Annotated in this window: 19 protein-coding genes; 10 read left to right on the forward strand and 9 right to left on the reverse strand. The window is 45.5% G+C overall.

Annotation, left to right across the window (positions count from 1 at the left end):
- Positions 1 to 368: 368 nt before the first annotated feature.
- Together ACM0OZ_RS44210 and iscB are read right to left on the reverse strand one after the other, a co-directional pair.
- Entirely contained in the window at positions 369 to 2129 is a 1761-nt protein-coding gene (locus ACM0OZ_RS44210; protein WP_414589258.1) for a Rieske (2Fe-2S) protein, read from the reverse strand.
- A gap of 81 nt (positions 2130 to 2210) precedes the next feature.
- Positions 2211 to 3566 (reverse strand): RNA-guided endonuclease IscB, encoded by a 1356-nt coding sequence (gene iscB / locus ACM0OZ_RS44215; protein WP_414589259.1) that lies wholly within the window; start codon positions 3564 to 3566, stop codon positions 2211 to 2213.
- 801 nt (positions 3567 to 4367) lie between these two features.
- Between iscB and ACM0OZ_RS44220 the strand changes: the two genes are divergently transcribed.
- From ACM0OZ_RS44220 to ACM0OZ_RS44235, 4 genes are all read left to right on the forward strand, one after another.
- Positions 4368 to 5282 carry a putative selenate ABC transporter substrate-binding protein gene (locus tag ACM0OZ_RS44220; protein ID WP_414589260.1) on the forward strand — a complete coding sequence of 305 codons (915 nt, stop codon included), beginning with the start codon at positions 4368 to 4370 and terminating at the stop codon, positions 5280 to 5282.
- Between the two features lie 21 nt (positions 5283 to 5303).
- On the forward strand, positions 5304 to 5756 hold the full coding sequence (locus tag ACM0OZ_RS44225) for an N-acetyltransferase family protein (protein WP_414589261.1): 453 nt from the start codon (positions 5304 to 5306) through the stop codon (positions 5754 to 5756).
- 150 nt (positions 5757 to 5906) lie between these two features.
- Positions 5907 to 6656 (forward strand): phosphonate ABC transporter ATP-binding protein, encoded by a 750-nt coding sequence (locus tag ACM0OZ_RS44230; RefSeq protein ID WP_414589262.1) that lies wholly within the window; start codon positions 5907 to 5909, stop codon positions 6654 to 6656.
- Between the two features lie 140 nt (positions 6657 to 6796).
- Complete coding sequence (locus tag ACM0OZ_RS44235; RefSeq protein ID WP_414589264.1) at positions 6797 to 8539, forward strand: PhnE/PtxC family ABC transporter permease; 1743 nt, start codon at positions 6797 to 6799, stop codon at positions 8537 to 8539.
- Between the two features lie 56 nt (positions 8540 to 8595).
- Here the strand turns inward: ACM0OZ_RS44235 and ACM0OZ_RS44240 are convergent, their stop codons facing one another.
- Positions 8596 to 9792 (reverse strand): RNA-guided endonuclease InsQ/TnpB family protein, encoded by a 1197-nt coding sequence (locus ACM0OZ_RS44240; RefSeq protein ID WP_414589279.1) that lies wholly within the window; start codon positions 9790 to 9792, stop codon positions 8596 to 8598.
- Between the two features lie 60 nt (positions 9793 to 9852).
- Between ACM0OZ_RS44240 and ACM0OZ_RS44245 the strand changes: the two genes are divergently transcribed.
- Positions 9853 to 10035 carry a hypothetical protein gene (locus ACM0OZ_RS44245; protein WP_414589265.1) on the forward strand — a complete coding sequence of 61 codons (183 nt, stop codon included), beginning with the start codon at positions 9853 to 9855 and terminating at the stop codon, positions 10033 to 10035.
- A gap of 148 nt (positions 10036 to 10183) precedes the next feature.
- On the opposite strand, the gene ACM0OZ_RS44250 is transcribed toward ACM0OZ_RS44245, so the two are convergent.
- Positions 10184 to 10918, reverse strand: a complete 735-nt coding sequence (locus ACM0OZ_RS44250; RefSeq protein WP_414589266.1) for a glutathione peroxidase — start codon at positions 10916 to 10918, stop codon at positions 10184 to 10186.
- Positions 10919 to 11264: 346 nt separating this feature from the next.
- Here ACM0OZ_RS44250 and ACM0OZ_RS44255 point away from each other — a divergent pair, with 346 nt between their 5' ends.
- Complete coding sequence (locus tag ACM0OZ_RS44255; RefSeq protein WP_414589267.1) at positions 11265 to 11675, forward strand: response regulator; 411 nt, start codon at positions 11265 to 11267, stop codon at positions 11673 to 11675.
- Between the two features lie 24 nt (positions 11676 to 11699).
- The gene (locus ACM0OZ_RS44260; protein ID WP_414589268.1) at positions 11700 to 12887 is read left to right on the forward strand and encodes a PAS domain-containing protein; all 1188 of its coding nucleotides are present in this window, start codon (positions 11700 to 11702) and stop codon (positions 12885 to 12887) included.
- 27 nt (positions 12888 to 12914) lie between these two features.
- Here ACM0OZ_RS44260 and ACM0OZ_RS44265 read toward each other — a convergent pair whose 3' ends face one another.
- Positions 12915 to 13037 (reverse strand): hypothetical protein, encoded by a 123-nt coding sequence (locus ACM0OZ_RS44265; protein WP_414589269.1) that lies wholly within the window; start codon positions 13035 to 13037, stop codon positions 12915 to 12917.
- A gap of 117 nt (positions 13038 to 13154) precedes the next feature.
- On the opposite strand from ACM0OZ_RS44265, the gene ACM0OZ_RS44270 reads away from it, so the two are divergent.
- The 3 genes from ACM0OZ_RS44270 to ACM0OZ_RS44280 all read left to right on the forward strand — a co-directional run bounded on the left by ACM0OZ_RS44270 (position 13155) and on the right by ACM0OZ_RS44280 (position 14826).
- On the forward strand, positions 13155 to 13445 hold the full coding sequence (locus tag ACM0OZ_RS44270; protein ID WP_414589270.1) for a hypothetical protein: 291 nt from the start codon (positions 13155 to 13157) through the stop codon (positions 13443 to 13445).
- 112 nt (positions 13446 to 13557) lie between these two features.
- Positions 13558 to 14268: a Crp/Fnr family transcriptional regulator gene (locus tag ACM0OZ_RS44275; RefSeq protein WP_414589272.1), complete on the forward strand. Its 711-nt coding sequence runs from the start codon at positions 13558 to 13560 to the stop codon at positions 14266 to 14268.
- A gap of 159 nt (positions 14269 to 14427) precedes the next feature.
- Positions 14428 to 14826 carry a hypothetical protein gene (locus tag ACM0OZ_RS44280; protein ID WP_414589274.1) on the forward strand — a complete coding sequence of 133 codons (399 nt, stop codon included), beginning with the start codon at positions 14428 to 14430 and terminating at the stop codon, positions 14824 to 14826.
- Positions 14827 to 14859: 33 nt separating this feature from the next.
- Here the strand turns inward: ACM0OZ_RS44280 and ACM0OZ_RS44285 are convergent, their stop codons facing one another.
- The 4 genes from ACM0OZ_RS44285 to ACM0OZ_RS44300 form a co-directional block, all read right to left on the reverse strand.
- Positions 14860 to 15180 (reverse strand): 2Fe-2S iron-sulfur cluster-binding protein, encoded by a 321-nt coding sequence (locus ACM0OZ_RS44285; RefSeq protein WP_414589275.1) that lies wholly within the window; start codon positions 15178 to 15180, stop codon positions 14860 to 14862.
- A 42-nt stretch (positions 15181 to 15222) separates the two neighbouring features.
- Entirely contained in the window at positions 15223 to 16575 is a 1353-nt protein-coding gene (locus tag ACM0OZ_RS44290; protein WP_414589276.1) for a selenium-binding family protein, read from the reverse strand.
- A gap of 158 nt (positions 16576 to 16733) precedes the next feature.
- Complete coding sequence (locus ACM0OZ_RS44295) at positions 16734 to 17336, reverse strand: NIL domain-containing protein (protein ID WP_414589277.1); 603 nt, start codon at positions 17334 to 17336, stop codon at positions 16734 to 16736.
- Between the two features lie 213 nt (positions 17337 to 17549).
- The gene (locus ACM0OZ_RS44300; protein WP_414589278.1) at positions 17550 to 18581 is read right to left on the reverse strand and encodes an RNA-guided endonuclease InsQ/TnpB family protein; all 1032 of its coding nucleotides are present in this window, start codon (positions 18579 to 18581) and stop codon (positions 17550 to 17552) included.
- Positions 18582 to 18711: the final 130 nt, after the last annotated feature.

Genomic DNA, 18711 nt, shown 5'->3' on the forward strand with positions numbered 1-18711 from the left:
ACAGTTAAGACAGTTAAGACAGTTAAGACAGTTAAGACAGTTAAGACAGTTAAGAGCAAAACACGCAGATACTAGCTTAGCTAGATGAGACAATTCAAAGCCAAACGAAGACGGGGTATTTTGCTGAGCAATGAAGGGTTACAGCGGTTGCAAGCAGCAATTTTGGCTATGGAGATGGCATAGAACAATAGCGATCGCTTCACCTCACCCAAACAATAAAACCATTCCCCCTTAACCAAACTTAGTGCCATTCGGTGAAAGGGAAAAGGGAGAAAACACGCTCTCATGATTTCCTTTACCCTTTACCCATTCCCCCTTAACCAAACTTACGTGCCATTCGTTTATAAGTACTGGGTGCGGAATCTGCGTCAATCCTCAAACAGGCGATCGCCTTTATGCAATCGATGTGCAATTTGATATGTTTGGACTTGCGATCGCATAGTCGGTGAATGTGCCGCTAAATACCTAGTCACAGCAACTAATACATGAATACCAGCAGGAGTTTGACCCAAAAAAGAATACTGACGGAAAGCCGCTTCTACTTCTTGAATGACATGAAATTCCCGATTTTCTCGCAGCATTAATTTACCAAGCATTGCCAGTAATCTCTGTGGATTGCCGCCACCGTAAAGATATTGAGCAACTAACTGCCCTGCTTCGTTCACTTGCTGTTGACGATTCAACAACTCCGCCAATTGTTGAAGCAATTCCTCGGGATTTTCAACTGGTTGTTTTGGTTCTGGAAGTCGGGCGGGCGGCACATTCAAAAAGCGGTTGAGGTACACACTCATTGCAGCATCAAACACACCCCGAAGCAACTCTAACGACGGCACCCGGTGCAATCCTTGATGAACTGCATTGGCAAAAGTGAATGGATGATGTGCTGTGTTCCAGTCTCCAAAGTCGTTATTGGTATTAAATCGGGCTACACGGAGGGCGGCTGTGTATGTGACTACACCAGCTAATTGCTCTTGAGTGCAACCTTTTCTCAGTGCAGTCAATAGCGCGTCCGCTATAGCTTGAGCATCTTCACCTAACAGAATAGCAACCAATTCTTCCCGACCTGACCAAGTTCCCCATTGAGGTAGTCCTTCCTCCAAAGCAGTTGGCAACTGTTCAAATGCAGACTCTAAAATTGCGACTAAATCCACAGGATAGCGCCAGGAATTTGACTCTTCCATGCGGGAGGCGTTCGCCAAGCTAGGAATCAAACTTGCTAAAACTTTCTCAGCACCCTGCCAATCTACAGCATCGAGTGCTTCTAACGCCTTATTAGTAAAGTCGAGTGTGTGACCGACATCAATATAGCGGTGGTCTGTCACAGCAGCAAATAACATATCCGCAATTTCTTTGCGCTCCGCACCCATCCGAATTGCAGAGACTAGGCAGCGTTCTGCTGCTTCACTATCCCGCCGTTCGATAAACTGGCGGAACCAACCTTTGAGGGTTTTTATGTCAACAGTGGAATTGGGCAATGGGTGAACTACAAAGTGAGGTGGCGCACCTCCACTGTCACGGGAGACAGCTGACAGTCCTTGATAAAGGGCAAGGGGTCGGTCTTCTGCATCCAGATACGGCAGCAAGTTCATCATGCACGTATGGATGGTTAACCCTGCACTCCAACCTTCCTTGTTGTAACGGGTGCCAAACTCTAATCCCATTTCAAAGGGTTCGGTAGCATCTACCCCCATGTCTAGTAGGGCAATGACAGATTTGGCAATCACGAGGGAAATGCCTTGTTCTAACCCATCCTGAAGCCGTTGGCATTGGTGTATATAAGAGTCAACTTGGGGAGTCAGATTCACCCACACCTCGCCATCGCGAATTTCTACAGGAAAGGCACGCACATCATCTGCCCAAGAATCGAACGTTCCCCCACTTGCAAGGTCAAACCGGGCATAGTGCCAAGGGCAAGTGACAATACCATCTTTGCAAGTACTCCCATGCAGGGGAAAACCCATGTGAGGACAACGGTTATCTATTGCATAGACTTTATTGTCGGAGTAGAACAGGGCAATGGTGTGCTTTTCTAGATTAACGAGCAAACTCCCTGCTGCTTGCACATCTGCAAGTTTGGCAGCACGGATGTATCTGTCTGTACCTGTTGCAGGTTCAAAAGTTTGAGTCATATGCGCCTGATGGGATAGGGGTTAGAAACTGTAAGTTGTTTTCTGTACACATCTGTACATTTCTAGTCATTTTGTAGAGGTCTAGGCATAGTCGTATCCATCCTTTCGATGAACAGGTGTTAAGTAGTCCAACTTAATTGACCTCCGTTTTTTGTCAATAACAAACTCACCATAGCCGTGAGACATAGGACAGACTCGTGCGGTGAAAGTCCCAGCATATTTGCCTTTCAAGACATCAGCGCGAACAATATCACCTGTGCAGAATCCGAGTATTGGGCGCAATGGGCGATGTTTTTGTGGATAACCAAACTTATCCGTTTGGCATCGCTGTCTACCACCAAAACCAGTTGCTTTAACTCGAAGAATTTTGGTAGTAGCGAGTTTGATGGTTTCGACTACGCCCTTACGGGTGAGTCCTTCGGACACGCTACGCGAACGGCAGTTGCCTGCACTGGCTTTTCCGTCTACAGCACTACACTGACCAACACAAGCAGCATCAATCCAATGCGCTTTTGGCAAATCAAACTGAATCCGGTTAAACTTGGTTTGACCTCCGGTTCCTGTTCTAACTGGCAAACCAAAAGACTTCAAAATGTTGAATAGTACCCACCTAGTACTATTAACGGATGCTGCATCTTTCAACGGTGCTTTTGCTTGCTTAAGGATGCGATTTAGCACTTCTGGTTTACCTTTGAGAAAATCCTTTATATCCTTATTACCTTTGCGTTGATTGCATTTATGGCAAGCCAAGCAAAGATTGGATATGCGGTCACTTCCTCCTTTTGACTTTGGTTGAATATGCTCAATTTCTAGTGGAACATCTTTGACACCACAATAGGCACACTGGCGATTCCACTTCTCTAACAGGTATTCACGGCATTCATAACCGTGCAAAGTTCCTTGCTGGTATTCAGTTCCAGAGATTTCTGGATTCTGTATTACTTGCGTGTCAAACTTAACCAGTTCTTGAACGATAGAACCAATTGGCGCGAACTTTTGAAGACGTTTTACCCAGGTTTCGGTTGTTAAGACACGATGTCTGAGAGACGGAGCGTTGAGCCTACCATGATTGAGCTTGCGGTTGAGGAACCGAGCTTTACGGTAACGGGTATTACGGTTTCTACGTCCTCTTCTAACTGCTCTACGATGCTCCAGAGCATCTTTGATTTGTTGACCACGGTGCTGCAACTCCATTCCCCAAATAACATTACCCTGATTGGTAACTAAAACAATCCCTGTAAACTTAGAACCTGGGTCAATTTTGAGTGTGAGAGGATATACATTTGGATTCTCAATAATTCGCTTTAAGATTAAGGTGAACGGATAGCGCCTAAAAACTGCTGCTTTCCCAGAATCCAGTAACTTTCTTGCTTGTGCCGGATGCACTGGATTGAGAGGTGTTTTATTTTGGTCAATAAGAAAAACGTAGTTTGACATATTCTGTCATCCTTATTTCCCTTCGGGTTCGCCAGTTCCCTAGGTTGGGAGACCCGCCTGCAGGACTGGACTCACTAAGTAATGTTTGCCTCGACAATGATTTAAGAGCTTGTTGGGAAGGCAGCACTACAGCTATAAACCTGTTTGCTGATTACTTAACTACCTTCGACAGAGCTTGATGCTGGCGTTCACATCAAGGTGTCATGACCCAAAAATCGTAGACCTCTAAAGTCTTAGTCTGCACGCTCCGACTTTGTACAGCTTTGTCTACAATTGACTAGTTTTGTATAGGTTTTTCGGAGCGGATGAGAAGCACAGGTGATAACTTCTACTTCCTACTCTGGCGAAATTTTAAGGGTTTGAGCAGAAATTGATTCTAAATTTTGTTAAGTAAGCCAGCATAGAACAATACGGTTCAGTTAGGGCTGAACGATGTGAATTTCCAGTGTGTAGAGACGTTGCATGCAACGTCTCTACGAAGGTTGACGCTAGATCAATTTTCTTAACTGAACCGTATTGCAGCATAGAAGCAGCTCCCCCCAAGCCCCTTACAAACGGGGCTTTATCAAGTCAACGCTTGCGTATCTTTCTACACCCTACATCCCACACCTTATTATTTAATGACTTTTTCACTAAGTAGATTCGCTTAGTTTGTTATGTGGATAGATGGTAGGTTTCAAATACTCTAATTCCCCATTTTTCCGTGCAATCACTTTAGTTTGCCGGGTATTAGGCGTACCCAATGAGGAACAGTTGTAAAATCTTATCCTGGACAGAAAAACAAAGCGATATAGATAGAAGATGAAAAAATTTTTGGTATCAGGTGCGTTGCTACTCTTGCTCCCTTTAACAGCTTGTTCCCCCAGTACATCTGGAAATTCTGGTACAGGTGCAAAAGAGGTAAAACCTTTGGTCACAGGGGCAATTCCTGATCAAGACCCGGAGAAATTGCAGCGACAGTACACCAAACTAGCCTCTTATTTACAAAAAGAACTTGGTGTTCCTGTAGAATATAAACCCGTCACAGATTATACAGCAACAGTAACAGCATTTAAAGTCGGAGATTTAGATTTAGTTTGGTTTGGGGGATTAACTGGTGTTCAAGCAAGGTTGCAAGTTCCAGGTGCGGAGGCGATCGCCCAACGTGACGTAGACGAAAAATTCCACAGCGTTTTCATCGCCAACAAAAAAACGAATCTCAAACCATTCAAAGACACCGCCGATCTTAAACAACTTAAAGGGCGTACCTTCACCTTTGGTAGCGAGTCTTCCACTTCTGGACGTTTAATGCCACAATACTTTCTTCAACAAGCTGGCGTCAACCTCACAGATTTTAAAGGACAAGCTGGCTTTTCCGGCGACCATGATAAAACCATCAAACTTGTAGAAGCAGGAACCTATGAAGTCGGTGCTTTAAACGAAAAAGTTTGGCAAAAGCGCGTCAACGCCAAAGAAGTAGACTTAAATAAAGTAGAAGTTCTCTGGCGCACCCCTGCATACTACGATTATCACTGGGTACTCAACCCTCAAGTCAAACAGCGCTACGGTGAAGATTTCGGCAAAAAAGTGCAGAATGCATTGTTCAAACTAGACCCCAAAGTCCCAGAACAAAAAGAAATTCTCGACCTCTTACAAGCAGAAAAATTCATTCCCACAAAAAACGAAAACTACACTCAAATCGAAAAAATTGGTCGAGAAATAGGTAAGATTAAATAGTTGCAATGCTGTTGCAAACTAATGGAAACGACATTCAAACTAGCAGATAAGTTTGATACTAAACTTCTTATTCAGTTCATCCAAGAGTTTTACAAGTATGATGGTCATCCATTTGATGAAGCGACTGTTAGCACAGCTTTGGCAAAATTTTTAAATGACGATTCTCTAGGGCGAGTGTGGCTAATCCAACAAGATAGCCAAGTGATTGGATACATTATCCTGACATTTGGCTACAGTTTAGAGTACCGAGGACGTGATGCTTTTATCGATGAATTTTATATCCGAGAAAGTCATCGAGGACAAGGAGTAGGCGTGAAAAGCATACAGTTTATAGAAAGTGTATGTCCTTCTTTAGAGATTCATGCTTTGCATTTAGAAGTTGAACGGGAAAATACAATTGCACAAAGCTTCTATCGAAAGGTTGGTTTTACAGACCAAAATCGCTATTTGATGACAAAATCGATAAAAATCTGATACGTCCTAACACACGCAACAACTTTCTGTAAATTTCTCTGCGTCCTCTGTCTTGGAAAGTTCTGAGCCTCGCTCCGCGAGGAGCTGACGCTAACGGAGGAAGCCTCCGCTCAGACTTTCCGCTGCGCCTCTGCGGTTCAATTCTTACCTATGAACCCATCTACACCAATTTTTGAACTCAAAAACGTCACAAAACAATTTGGAACCTTCCAATCTCTCTCTAACATCAACTTGCAAATCTATCCAGGTGAACGAGTCGCCCTTGTTGGTTCCAGTGGTGCAGGAAAAAGTACCTTAATTAGCTTACTCAACGGTACACTCCAACCCACACAAGGGGAAGTTTGGGTACTCGGTCGCAACCTTGCACATCTACGTCCCAAGTCTTTACGGCAAGTGCAGCGGCAAATTGGTACAATTTACCAGCAATTTCATTTGGTTGACAACCTGCAAGTTATTCACAATGTCAACGCTGGACATTTAGGACGCTGGTCATTTTTCAAAGCTGCTGCTTCACTCGTTTACCCCTTGGAGGTGGAAACAGCGTTCAAAGCATTGACGCAGGTAGGAATTCCGGAAAAACTTTACGAACGTACAGACCGCCTTTCTGGTGGACAGCAACAACGGGTGGCGATCGCCCGTGTTCTCGTGCAAGATCCCGCTGCTATCCTTGCTGATGAACCTATTTCCAGCCTCGACCCGGAACGCAGCCGCGAGGTTATGAATTTGTTACGTTTTTTAAGTGAGGATACGGGGAAAACACTGGTTACAAGTGTCCATGCCATTGAATATGCCCGCAGTCACTTTCAGCGTATTATTGGTTTGCGACAGGGACGGGTTTTGTTTGATGCACCTGTTGAGGAGGTGTCACCGGGGATGGTGGAAGAATTGTATAGAATTTAACCGCAGAGGCGCAGAGAACGCAGAGGAGGAGGGAGGGAGGGAGTGAGGGAGATGAGGGAGATGAGGGAGATGGGGGAGATGAGGGAGATGAGGGAGAATAATTAATTGACTAATGACTAATGACTAATGACTAATGACTAATGACTAATTCAATATTGCCTAAACGACCTTCCCCTGTTAACTGGCAGGCTTTTTGGGGATTGCTGTTTGTTTTGTCGGTGGTTTGGTCGTTGTCTGTGGCTGGTGTATTTCAGCAAGATTTAATTAATCAGGGGGGTTGGTATCTTGTTGTCCGCTTTCTTGTTGCTGCACTTTCACCGGATTTGAGTCGAGAATTTTTGCTGCTGACTGTGGATGCAACTCTGAAAACTCTTGCTTATGCTGTTTGTGGCACGTTTTTCTGTGTAGTTATTGGGTTGGTGGCTGGTGTTTTATCCACACAGGTGTGGTGGAAGTCAGTTTCGTTTGGAAGTTTTCAAGCACCTTGGCTGATAGTTAGGGCAATTTTAGCAATCCCGAGAGCAATTCACGAACTGATTTGGGGATTGTTTTTCGTGAATATTTTTGGACTTGATCCACTGGTGGCGGTGCTGGCGATCGCCATTCCTTTTGGTGCTATCACTGCTAAAGTATTTTCTGAAATTTTAGACGAAACTCCCCGTGGTCCTTTACTCGCACTACTCAATAGTGGTGTTCCTACCCTGAATGCTTTTGCTTACACCCTTATTCCTCAAGCTTTCCCTAATCTACTTTCTTACGGCTTTTATCGGCTTGAATGTTCAATTCGTGCTGCTGCTGTATTAGGTATCATCGGTGCTGGTGGACTAGGTTATCAAATTTTCCTCAGTCTCCAGTCGCTGCGTTATGAGCAAATGTGGACTTTGATGTTCGCGTTGCTGTTGTTAAGTGGTGGAACAGATTTTTTGAGTGGGTTGTTACGTCAGCGTTTGGGTGTCCCGAGTCGTTTGGATTTGAATGTTCTGAATTTGAAGCAGCGCAAAAAGCTGATCCCCCCAACCCCCCTTAGGAAGGGGGACTATGATCCCCCATTTTCAAGCAGGGCTAGGGGGGATCATCAAGTCTTATCTGAACAGTACCGACGTGACCCAGTGATAACTTTATCCTTACTGGGCGGTGTTGTTCTACTTATATTTTCGTTCTGGTATGTCAAAGCCGATTTTACAAAACTCTGGGCACCCCGAACTGCTCAATTGTTGGCGGGAGTGTTTCACGACTTGTTCCCTCCGGATGTTAGCCAGTTGAATCAGATGTTGACCCTTTCGGCGCAGACTTTAGCTATGTCAATTTTGGCAAGCACAGGCGCAGGTTTAGGAGGAATTTTGCTTTCTTTCCTAGCAGCGAGGGGAGACAAATCAATTCAAAATTCAAAATTCAAAATTCAAAATTCAAGATTTTTCTTAACTCGGTTTGTTCTGTTGTTTGCCCGTGCTGTTCCAGAACCAATTTGGGCGCTGATCTTTCTGTTTGTGTTGTTTCCAGGGATTTTGCCAGGTGCGATCGCCCTTGCTATCCACAATTTAGGTATCTTAGGGCGTTTGATGGCAGAGGTGATAGAAAATTTGGATGAGCGACCTTTGCGTTCCCTGAAAGCTTTGGGTGCAACTCAATCTCAAGTCTTCCTCTATGGTATTCTTCCTCTGACTCTTCCGCGCTTCCTCGCTTACATCCTCTACCGCTGGGAAGTTTGCATTCGCGCCACCGTCATTGTCGGGTTGGTGGGTGCTGGTGGTTTGGGGCGTCTCCTCACGGAGCAACTAAGTAGTTTTGATTACAAAGGTTTGCTGGCAACCTTAATCGTTTTTCTTGGTCTTACCTTTGTGGTAGACATGATTAGCGCTTCAATACGGCGGTCTTTGAGGTAAGTTTTGAGTATCAGTGGAATATTTGTTTGGCAGGCTATATTTGACACTCCCCACGGCTAAAAGCCGGGGGATTCTTGGCTCATCGTCGCAACTTGCTCAACCAGGCTTGCGCCAAGAAAAGTAGAGGTTCCGACTCCCCAAGCGTTACTTCCCGGATGCCCTCCGGTAGACTTTGCTTTACACAAAATATTGATCGCTGCATTCACGTCGCGTTGCAGAACACACCCACACTTGCAGGCGTGTGTTCGGGTTGACAATGTCTTTTTCACAATGTTTCCACACCCACTACACTTTTGACTCGTGTAGTGAGGTGCAACAGCTACAACTTGAGTGCCGAACTTCACGGCAAAATATTCCAACCAACGACGAAAAGCGCTCCAAGCCACATCGCTTATTGACTTAGCTAGACGACGATTTCTTACCAGCCCTTTGACATTTAACTCTTCATAGGCGACTAAGGCGTTAGCCTTGCATACGTTACGCGCCACTTTCTTTGCGTGTTCTTCCCGTTGCCTACTTACTTTTAAATGCTTGCGAGCATATCGTCCTCTGGCTTTGTGTCTGTTGTTTTTTCTTTTCTCCTTAGAATAGATGCGTCGTTGAGCGTGTTTTATAGCCTTGGAAGCTTTCTTGTGGAAACGGGGATTTTCCTCATGATACCCGTTTGAATCAGAGTAAAAATATTCCAACCCAACGTCTAGCCCAACTTCGCCATCACCTGTCCTAGGTTCAGAGGTTGCATCCACTTTGACGCAAAATTGCACGTAATACCCATCAGCACGACGAACAATCCGGACTCGTTTAATCAACTCTACAGGGTACGTGTGAATATCCCATTTACCCAGTAGCTTGAGTTCCCCAATACCTTTTTTGTCTGAAAAGGTAATTCGGCGTTTGGTTGGGTGCAGCTTCCATCCCGATGTCTTGTATTCAACAGAACGAGCATCCTTTTTAAAACGTGGATAGCCCTTTTTGCCTGGCTTGTTCTTTTTACAGTTATCGAAAAAACGTGAAATAGCTCGTTCTACATTCTCAACAGATGCTTGGCACGCATGGCTATTCAAATCTTTAACAAATCCGTATTCAGCCCGTAACGCAGTGTTGTACTGGTAAAGCTCTTTCTTCCCTACGCCACGGTTATCCATCCAATATCTCAATACTTTGTTACGTACAAATTGACTGGTTCGGATCGCTTCATCTATTGCCGTTAGTTGGGATTTCTTGACTACAGCTTTGTATTCCAGTACCAACACTTCTTTTACCACCTCCTTTTATTTGTTAGCTTATGTATAGTATATACACAATATCTAGCAATGGCAACCAAGAAAAGGTTAAGAAACGTGCCTGTTTTACATGATGAGGTAAAAGAAAGACATCAAATAGTGGTAACACCAACTGCTTGGGAGAACATGAAGGGAGAAGCTAGTAAACGGAAGATTAGTATTAGTGAATTGATAGAAGAGTTTGGACGGGGATTGAAATCCCCTGCGGGCTAACCCCATGTCTAAAGCCAGGGGCTTGCGCCCTTTGGCTGTTTGGTCAATACTGTTGAGTTAAGGATTTTAAGTGTAGAGACGCGCCATGGCGCGTCTTTACATGGCGCGTCTTTACATTGCTATGTGCCTACCAAACAAAGCTACAGCCCTAACTAGCAGTCAGGTAAGTTTCTAATGCTTCGGAACCACCAATGTGTTTGCCATCAACAAACACTTGGGGAACCGTTGTTGCACCTGTGACAGCTTTTAACGAGCGAGTTGTCACACCTTTACCCAAAACAATTTCTTCGTAATCAATGCCACGTTCTGTCAGCATTTCTTTAGCACGGGCACAGAAGGGACAACCAACTTTTGTAAACAAGGAAACTAAGTTAGGTTTGACTGCATCAGGGTTGATGTATCCAAGCATTGTCTCTGCGTCAGATACCTTAAAGGGATCGCCTGGTTCTTCAGGCTCAATGAACATCTTTTCAATCACGCCATCTTTCACCAACATCGAATAGCGCCAAGACCGTTTGCCAAACCCTAGGTCTGTTTTATCCACAAGCATTCCCATGCCTTCTGTAAATTCAGCATTGCCATCGGGTATAAAAGTTATATTTTGTGCTTCTTGGTCTTTCGCCCATTCATTCATCACAAAAGTATCATTAACCGAGATACAGACGATATCGTCCACGCCATTTTCTTTAAAAACTTTTGCCAACTGGTTGTAGCCAGGAACATGAGTTGATGAGCAAGTGGGAGTAAACGCTCCGGGTAGGGAAAAAACTATTACGGTTTTACCTGCGAATAAATCATCGGTTGTTACATTTACCCACTTATTATCCTGACGCAAGCGAAAGGTAACATTGGGGACTCTTTGTCCTTCTCGATTCGACAACATTGGGTTTGCCTCCTTAGTGAATCTCCTGATTAATCATACTCATAACGAATATGACTTTTCAATAGCAAATTTCCTCAGTTATTCTAATGCAACATACGCGCGATGGCAGGGAGTGCCCGCCCCAAGTGAGCGATCGCCCAGCCGTAGCACTGCGCAGAGCGCAATCGCACCAAATATCGGGTTTCTTAAGTACGAAACTGTACTGATATTAATGCGGCTTGGAGTTATCTTGAAAGAATAATATGAAAAATAAATTCCGTTTGTCTTTGGACAGAAAGGCAGGCGAATATTGCCTGCTCGATTTAGCCATAATGTTTACCCTAGGACAAGGTATTTGGTACTAGCTATGTATAATCATTCTTTGCCGCTCAACGGTCTGCGAGTGCTCGTTGTTGATACTGACCTTGATTCTAGAGTTTTGTTGACAATGGTGTTTGAAGAGTATGGCGTCGAGACGATCGCCGCAACATCGGCTTTTGAGGCTCTAGAAATCGTCAAACAAGTTAAACCAGACCTCCTGATCAGCGAAATTAGCTTGCCCAATGAAGATGGTTACTCGCTAATGCGGAAGGTGAAAGCCCTTGAGAAGGCGCGACAAGTCGAGATCCCAGCAATGGCTCTGACAACATACAACAGCGAGGACGATCGCGCCCATGCTCTATCGGTCGGCTTTGAGAAGCACTTACCTAAACCTTTTGATATCGACGAGTTAATCACAACAGTTGCTTGCCTAACTCGACAAGTTCAACTTAACTAAACAAGTTCAATAGGTGCCTACAACATGAATGCCACTGCCTTTACTCAACAGGTCAAAGCGATGTCTGATCGCTTAGTGAACTTGTATCAAGGGATCGACACATCCTCTTCACTACCGCCATCGGCTCTTTCTGAACTCGGCATTGCCTCTGAGCGACTTGAGGTAGCGGCAAAGATGCTCTACCAGCAGAATCAGAAGTTATCATTGGCTGACCAAACTGTGGAAGCTGAGCGCCAGCGCTACCAGGAGTTGTTGGAGTTTATCCCCGATGCTTGTCTGCTGACAGATGCAGCAGGAACGATTCAGGAAGCGAATCAGGCGGCTGCCAAGTTGCTTAACCGCCAGCAATCCTTCTTAATTGGTCGGTCTCTAAACGCTTTCGTCACTCATGAAACTCGGCAACACTTTCAGACTAAGTTGCACCGGCTCCAGCAAAGACCAGGGAAACAGGAGTGGCAGGTCTGCTTGCAGCCGCATCAAGGTGTGGCGTTTCATGTCAGTGTCCTCGTAGAGGTCAACTGCCAACAAGCAAACCAGCCGCTTACCCTGCGCTGGCTGTTGCGCGACGCGAGCGATGCCTTCGGCAGTTCGCGCAGCGACCATGGCAACCAGGTCGAAGCACAAGAACAGCCTGACAGCAATACCGATTTGGGCTACCCTTTGCAGGTTTATCACAAGGGGGAAACAATTCCTTTAAACCCTCAGACGATTTGGCAGGTTCGTTCAGGACTGGTGAAGCTAACAACGTTTTCTCATACCGGTCAACAGGTGTTGGTTGGGTTAGCAGGTGCAAAAGCCCCCTTTGGTTCTAGCTTGACTGCCCTGCCGCTCTATGAAGCAACTGCCCTCGCCGATACTCAGCTATGGTGCATTCCACTCACCGATTTCGCGACTTCTCCTAAACTCAAGCAGCAACTTTTACCTCAAATTAGCCAACGACTCAGACAAACTGAATTGCTACTCGCGGTTTACGGACAAGCACGAGTCACAGACCGCTTCCACAGCTTATTACAGTTGTTAAAACAGGAAATTGGGCAGCCTGTAGCGGATGGCACTCGGCTTTTGGTTCGTCTCACCCATGAAGACTTTGCCACTGCTTGCTGCACAACCAGAGTCACCATCACCCGGTTGCTTAAAAAACTACAGCAGCAAAAGAAGTTGAGCGTAGACTCCCAGCGTCACCTGATTTTGAAGGGATGGGACAAAAATTAACAGTGACCAGTTATCAGTTATCAGATATCAAGTATCCGCAGTATCAGTTTCATCCTCCGGGGGAAACACCACACCAAGAGCACAGAAAGCGTTGGTGTCAGTAGAACCACACCAGCCCGAGAAAGCGTCACTGCGGCTGGTACTGTTCACTGTTTTAAGTGTTTGGTGCTGACAGAACAAGAAAACCTCTATCTACACACAACCGGATCGAGGGTTCATCAACAGTTAATCAACGGCTTTAAGTTCTCAACCCAGAGGTATTGAGTCATGACCGAAGAAGTTCGAGTCAGCCCTAAGGCTGAGCGTATAGAGTTAGAGGAGCAGCATCGTGTATCCGAGCAGTTGCGAATCTCTGTTGAGAAAGCGCGGCAATTCGCACAGATAGCGCGAGCAACTGCTCAAGAAGCGCGGCAATTCACACAGATAGCGCGAGCAACTGCTCAAGAAGCGCGGCAATTCGCAAGGAAAGCGCAAGCATCTGCTGAGCAGAGGGGCTTTGCTGCCGAGAAGCGTTATACTGTCCAGGAGTTTGATCCCTCTCACCAGAAACTAGAGTAGCTTCACGGCAGCTGGACTACGCCAATTGTTACGAGTGTATGGACTTCTGACAGTTTTCTTTAAGCTAGGCTTAAAGAAAACTGATCGCACGATTTTTTTGAAAAACGCTCGCATGACTGCTCAAAACCGCCTGCTTGCTGTACTGCCGCCTGAGTTATACGAAAAGCTTGCCCCCAACCTGAAACGAGTCTCGCTGGAACAGGGCACGATACTCCACCATCCTGGCGAGACTATTAAGGATCTCTATTTCCCCATCGATTGCCTGCTCTCGATCACGGTCACGATGACTGACGGCTCCACGGCTGAGACGGGTATGGTCGGCAACCGTGAAGTGATCGGCGTCAATGCCTTCATGGGCGGAAGGGAGACTACGCAGACGGAGTACATCGTACAGATGGCGGGCAGCGCGTTCAAGGTGGATGCAGGGATTCTGCTAGAGGAGTTTGATCGCAATAAAAAGCTGCGCGACGTGCTGCTGCGCTACGTACAAGCACTGATCGCGCAGATCTCGCAGACCACCGGCTGCAACAGCCTCCACGTTCTAGAACAACGCTTGGCACGCTGGCTGCTGGAGGCGCAAGACCGCGTTGACTCGGATGACCTTAAGCTTACCCAGGAGTTCCTCAGCCATATGCTGGGCGTACGCCGCGCTGGCGTCACCCAAGCTGCCCAAAAGTTTCAGGAGAGTGGTCTCATCCGGTATTATCGAGGTCGCGTCCAGATCCTGGATCAGCGGAGGCTGGAAGCGACTTCGTGCGAGTGTTTCAGGGTTCTCAGAGAAGAATACGATCGCTTGCTCGGAGGAAAGGACAGAGATGGCTGATTGATCTCGTTCTCACCTTCTATCGTGGGGCTGAGAGTGAAGCACCAAGCTGAGGCTTTCTGTCTGATTGTGTACAAATTAAGTTTCTTCAAGCTGTAACATTATCTCTTCTCCTCAGTCTGCAACTAACAATTCTAAAAAGGAGCAAACGGGGAACAAATGAGCGAGAAAAAAGATGTGCCACCGACAATTCTGATGATGGAACTGGATGACGATACGCGCCCGCTCCTGAAGCTAAACCTCAGTAACCGAGGCTACCACGTGATTTCAGCGCTACAAGAAGAAGACGCGATCGCCCTAGCGCGTGGTGTGCGCGATCGCCCTGAGTTAATTTTGCTCAACCAGGTCAATCTGCCGATAGACCAGGTCATTAACATAGGGCGGCGTATTTGTCAAGGAGCAGAACTCCCCAGCAGCACGCCGATTGTCGTCATGGCTGAGCGGTACGGGGAGGATATGGAAGGCAAGGACATTAAGGTGGGCGAAAGCGAGTACGTGACCTACCTGGAAGATGGGGAACAGTTGATGAATCTCCTGCACCGTCTTTGCCCAGTGTAGACGCAGCCTAATCAACTTGCGTGGGTTGTGTGATTAATGACCACCTTTAAAAGGATTGGTATAAAGCTTGTCCTGGCACTCGACACCAACGTCAAACTTGCAATCTGAACGAGGATATGCTATGCACAGGAGTACATAGCCAATCGTCTCCTGCGCGGGTTTGAGGGCAACTCCTTTAGACTGATCCACCTCACCCTCAATTAAACGTGCTGCACAAGTGATGCAAGCACCATATCGACAACCCACTGGTAACCGCAAACCTGCTGCTTCCACTGCATCTAAAATATATTGGTTTTCTGCAACTTCAACAACAAAGTTATTGCGATTCACAAGTTCAACTTTGTATGTTTTCATACAAATCTTGTAGGGCAGGCATCTTGCCTGCCATATTTTCCCTTAAATCCAAATATCAGAGGTGCAATCGCCACCAGGATAACGTATCTCATGAGCGCGAGATGGACCTGCTGGTTCTTTGCCAAAGTCAACGTAGAAATTCTCGTTGATTTTCAATCCCCCGTTTTCAGTGTCGCAGTCAATTTGTAGTAGATATGAGCCAGTTTTGGATAAGTCAGGGTAAAACTGATTGTCCCAAGTGCTAAACAGGGAATTGGTGACATAAAGCCGCTTGCCATCAAGACTCAGTTGCAGCATTTGCGGTCCACCAGCCAATTTTTTGCCCTTACTTTCCTCACTCTTGCCCAACAAGCCACCAACCCAAACTTGACCTGTGAGTTTGGGATCGGAGGGATCGCTAATATCGTATTGGCGAATGTCTCCGTGCAGCCAGTTGGAGAAATAGACATAGCGATCGTCCATTGAAAGTAGGATATCGGTAATCAATGATGGTACAGGAATGGGCCAGCCTTCCACTTCAACTGATGGCACATCAATCACTTTCTCGACTTGCCAATGACCGTTGGGCTTGTGCCAATGCCAAACATTGCTGCTGAGTGCGGCACCAACGAATCCGTGAGTGCTGTCGGGGTTATGGTGAAAGCGCACTTCTAAGGGGATGAGTCCTTCGTCACCCAAGTCAAAACTTTGGATAATTTCGTGTTTCGACCAATCCCAAAAATGCAGTTGACTACCATAATTTCCAGCCGCTACATCCTTGAGGTCAAAGCCGGGATAGTAGGTTTTGGGTGCGCCCCACTCGCTACTCACCATGATATTATGACGCGGCTGGTACCAAAAGTCGTAGTTAAAGCGCATACCGTCGGCTTTGCGTTCCCAGCGTCCAGCAATGTCAAAATTCTCATCAAGTAACAAAAAGCCACCAGGACCATTCCCTTCGCTGTCACCCAGCATGGAAATCATCACGTGACTATCAGCTAGGCAGTGTACGGTATGGGGAGCGGTGAGGTTAGTTTTTTCCTTGATTTCTTCAGGTTCAATGACTTTGTGAAGTTTCGGGGCTTTTGCATCCGCTGTATCTACAATGTGAATTCTGCTGGAACGTTGACCGGGAATCACCAAAAAACGCCGAGATTTACTAGCATCGCCGTGACAAGAACTGCAAGCATTCCAGCCAAAATGATGCAGTTCATCGCCAATATAAGGCATTGGCAAGCGGTGAATCACTTGCGAGTAGGTTGGAGAGTTGGGGTCAACGTCTATGGTTGCAAGATAATCCGGCTGTTCAATACCTGTACCCGTATAAAGTGCAATTGTATATAGTACCTTTTCATGTTCCGCTTTCGTTGCGGCTTCTGGGGAAGCGTAGCCGGGACCACAGCAAGCATGAGCCATATTTTTATATCTCCAACAACTTCTGAAAAATCACAATACACAATCTTAATTTATATAGCGGTTTGCAACCCGGAGTAAGGTATAGAAAGAAATAATGAACCACAGATGGACACAGATAAATTTGTACTTCATTCAATTGAGTTGCGCTATATAAAAAACTATAGCCAAATTTGTAAGCCCAATTGTTTTAAATATCTTAAGCCCAACACAATCTGCTCACGTCTACCCCAAAGCTCTAAATCAAACCAGCCGTCATTTTCAGTATTGTTATCTAACATGGCTCCGGTAATGTTAACAGTTAATCCATAACAATAAACCAGCCCTGCAATGACCGGATAAGAACTATAGTTTTTAGAAATACAAACTTGAAATTTAGCACGAGTGGTTTGTCCTTCTACCATAGTCAAAGCAGCTTTTTTTTCATCGTCTTCAATCTCGTCACTTGAATTGACAGAAGCACATAAAAGCTGTAGCTTATCTCTGTTTTTTTCTGGAAGGCTTTTGAGGTCTAACTGCAAAATCTCTATATTCAGTTCTTGAAGATAGGCAAGACCAGCTTCTACTTGTTGAGAAATTCCTTGAATTTCAAGATTAAACCAACCATCGTCTTCTGTATGAGCTTCTAAAACAGCTGCTGCAATATTGATTGTTAAATCGTAACGAGAAATCAATCGCGAGACAATGGGTTGGCGATTGTAGTGCTGAGGAACCGTAATGTAGATATGACCTAATGTGGTATGAAAAATTGTAGATAATGCCATCACCCTAATTCCTCAAATTATCAGCAGTTTCACGAGCTGATATAAATCAAAAACTCCCCTAGCCTTTGAAATTTCCAACGGCAGAGTTATAAAATCCAGTTAATCTATAGAATTACTGTAGATTATCATAACTCATTTTGCTTTTTAGGAGGTAGAGGAAATTGCAGCCATTACGACTTTAGGAAGAGAGTCTTAAGTTGACACTCCCCACGGCTAGAAGCCGGGGGATTCTTGCTTCGCGGGGATTCCAATGAATTTACCCTCAGCAAGCATCTTGACTGTCTGCCCGACAGCTGCAAGTCCACGTATCGCGACTATTTGAGCGGCTGCTACATCTCTATCGGTTGTATAGCCGCAATTCGTGCATTTGTGAGTACGTTCCGAAAGCTCTTTTTTACCTGTTTCAACTCCGCAGTTTGGACAAATCTGACTTGTCTTGCGGCTATCTACTTTTTGAAAATAAACATCGCGCTTGAAACAAGTTTGTTCAAGAATGTTGAAGAACTGACCAAATCCCGCATCCAAGCAATGTAACCTGTGCATTCCACGAGATAAGCCGACAAGATTCAAATCCTCAACAAACACCATTCCCGCGTTGTCGCAGATTTGATGAGATAGCTTTCGATGCCAGTCTTTACGACAATTGGCGACGTACTCATGCAATGAAGCAACTTTCTTTTGGGCTTTTTTCCAGTTGTTCGAGCCAATACGTTTTCTGGAAACGCGCTGTTGCAGCAATTTAAGCTTGCGCTCGGCATCTACAAAAAACCTCGGACGCTTGACTAAAAGACCATTAGAGGTTGCAACAAAACTTGTTAATCCTACATCTATCCCTACTACTTCCCCGTGCGGCAACCTTTGAGGTGCGTTCACGTCCCATTGAACGGTTAGCATCACGTACCAGCCCGAAACACGCTTAACCACACGGGCTTGCTTAACTATTCCACCATCCGGGATATCCCGCGATTGACGGAATTTGACCGCGCCAATGACGGGTAATTTTACACACCCATTGGTTAATGGATTTTGCCCTAACTGAGGAAAAGAAAAAGACCGCATTCGTCCTGGCTTTTTAAATCTTGGGAACCCATGATTTTGCTCCCACATACTTACAAAAGCCTTTTCAAGCCTTCTCAGTGTTTGCTGCAAAGATTGGGCATTAACACGTTTTAAATACTCATTTTCTTTGCGTGCAGCAGTTAGAGACAGTCTTAAGACGCCATTATCATAGACAAACCTAGTCACTCATTGACAGTTGTCATTTTCTTCAATTAATTCATCAATAAGATTTCTCAACCGTTCCTGCCAACCAGGAATGGTTTTTACAGCAATTTTCAGGTAAATAGACCACAGTGGTTGAACCAACCGAAGGTAT

This window comes from Scytonema sp. PCC 10023 (assembly GCF_963920835.1).
Lineage (GTDB): Bacteria > Cyanobacteriota > Cyanobacteriia > Cyanobacteriales > Nostocaceae > Kalymmatonema.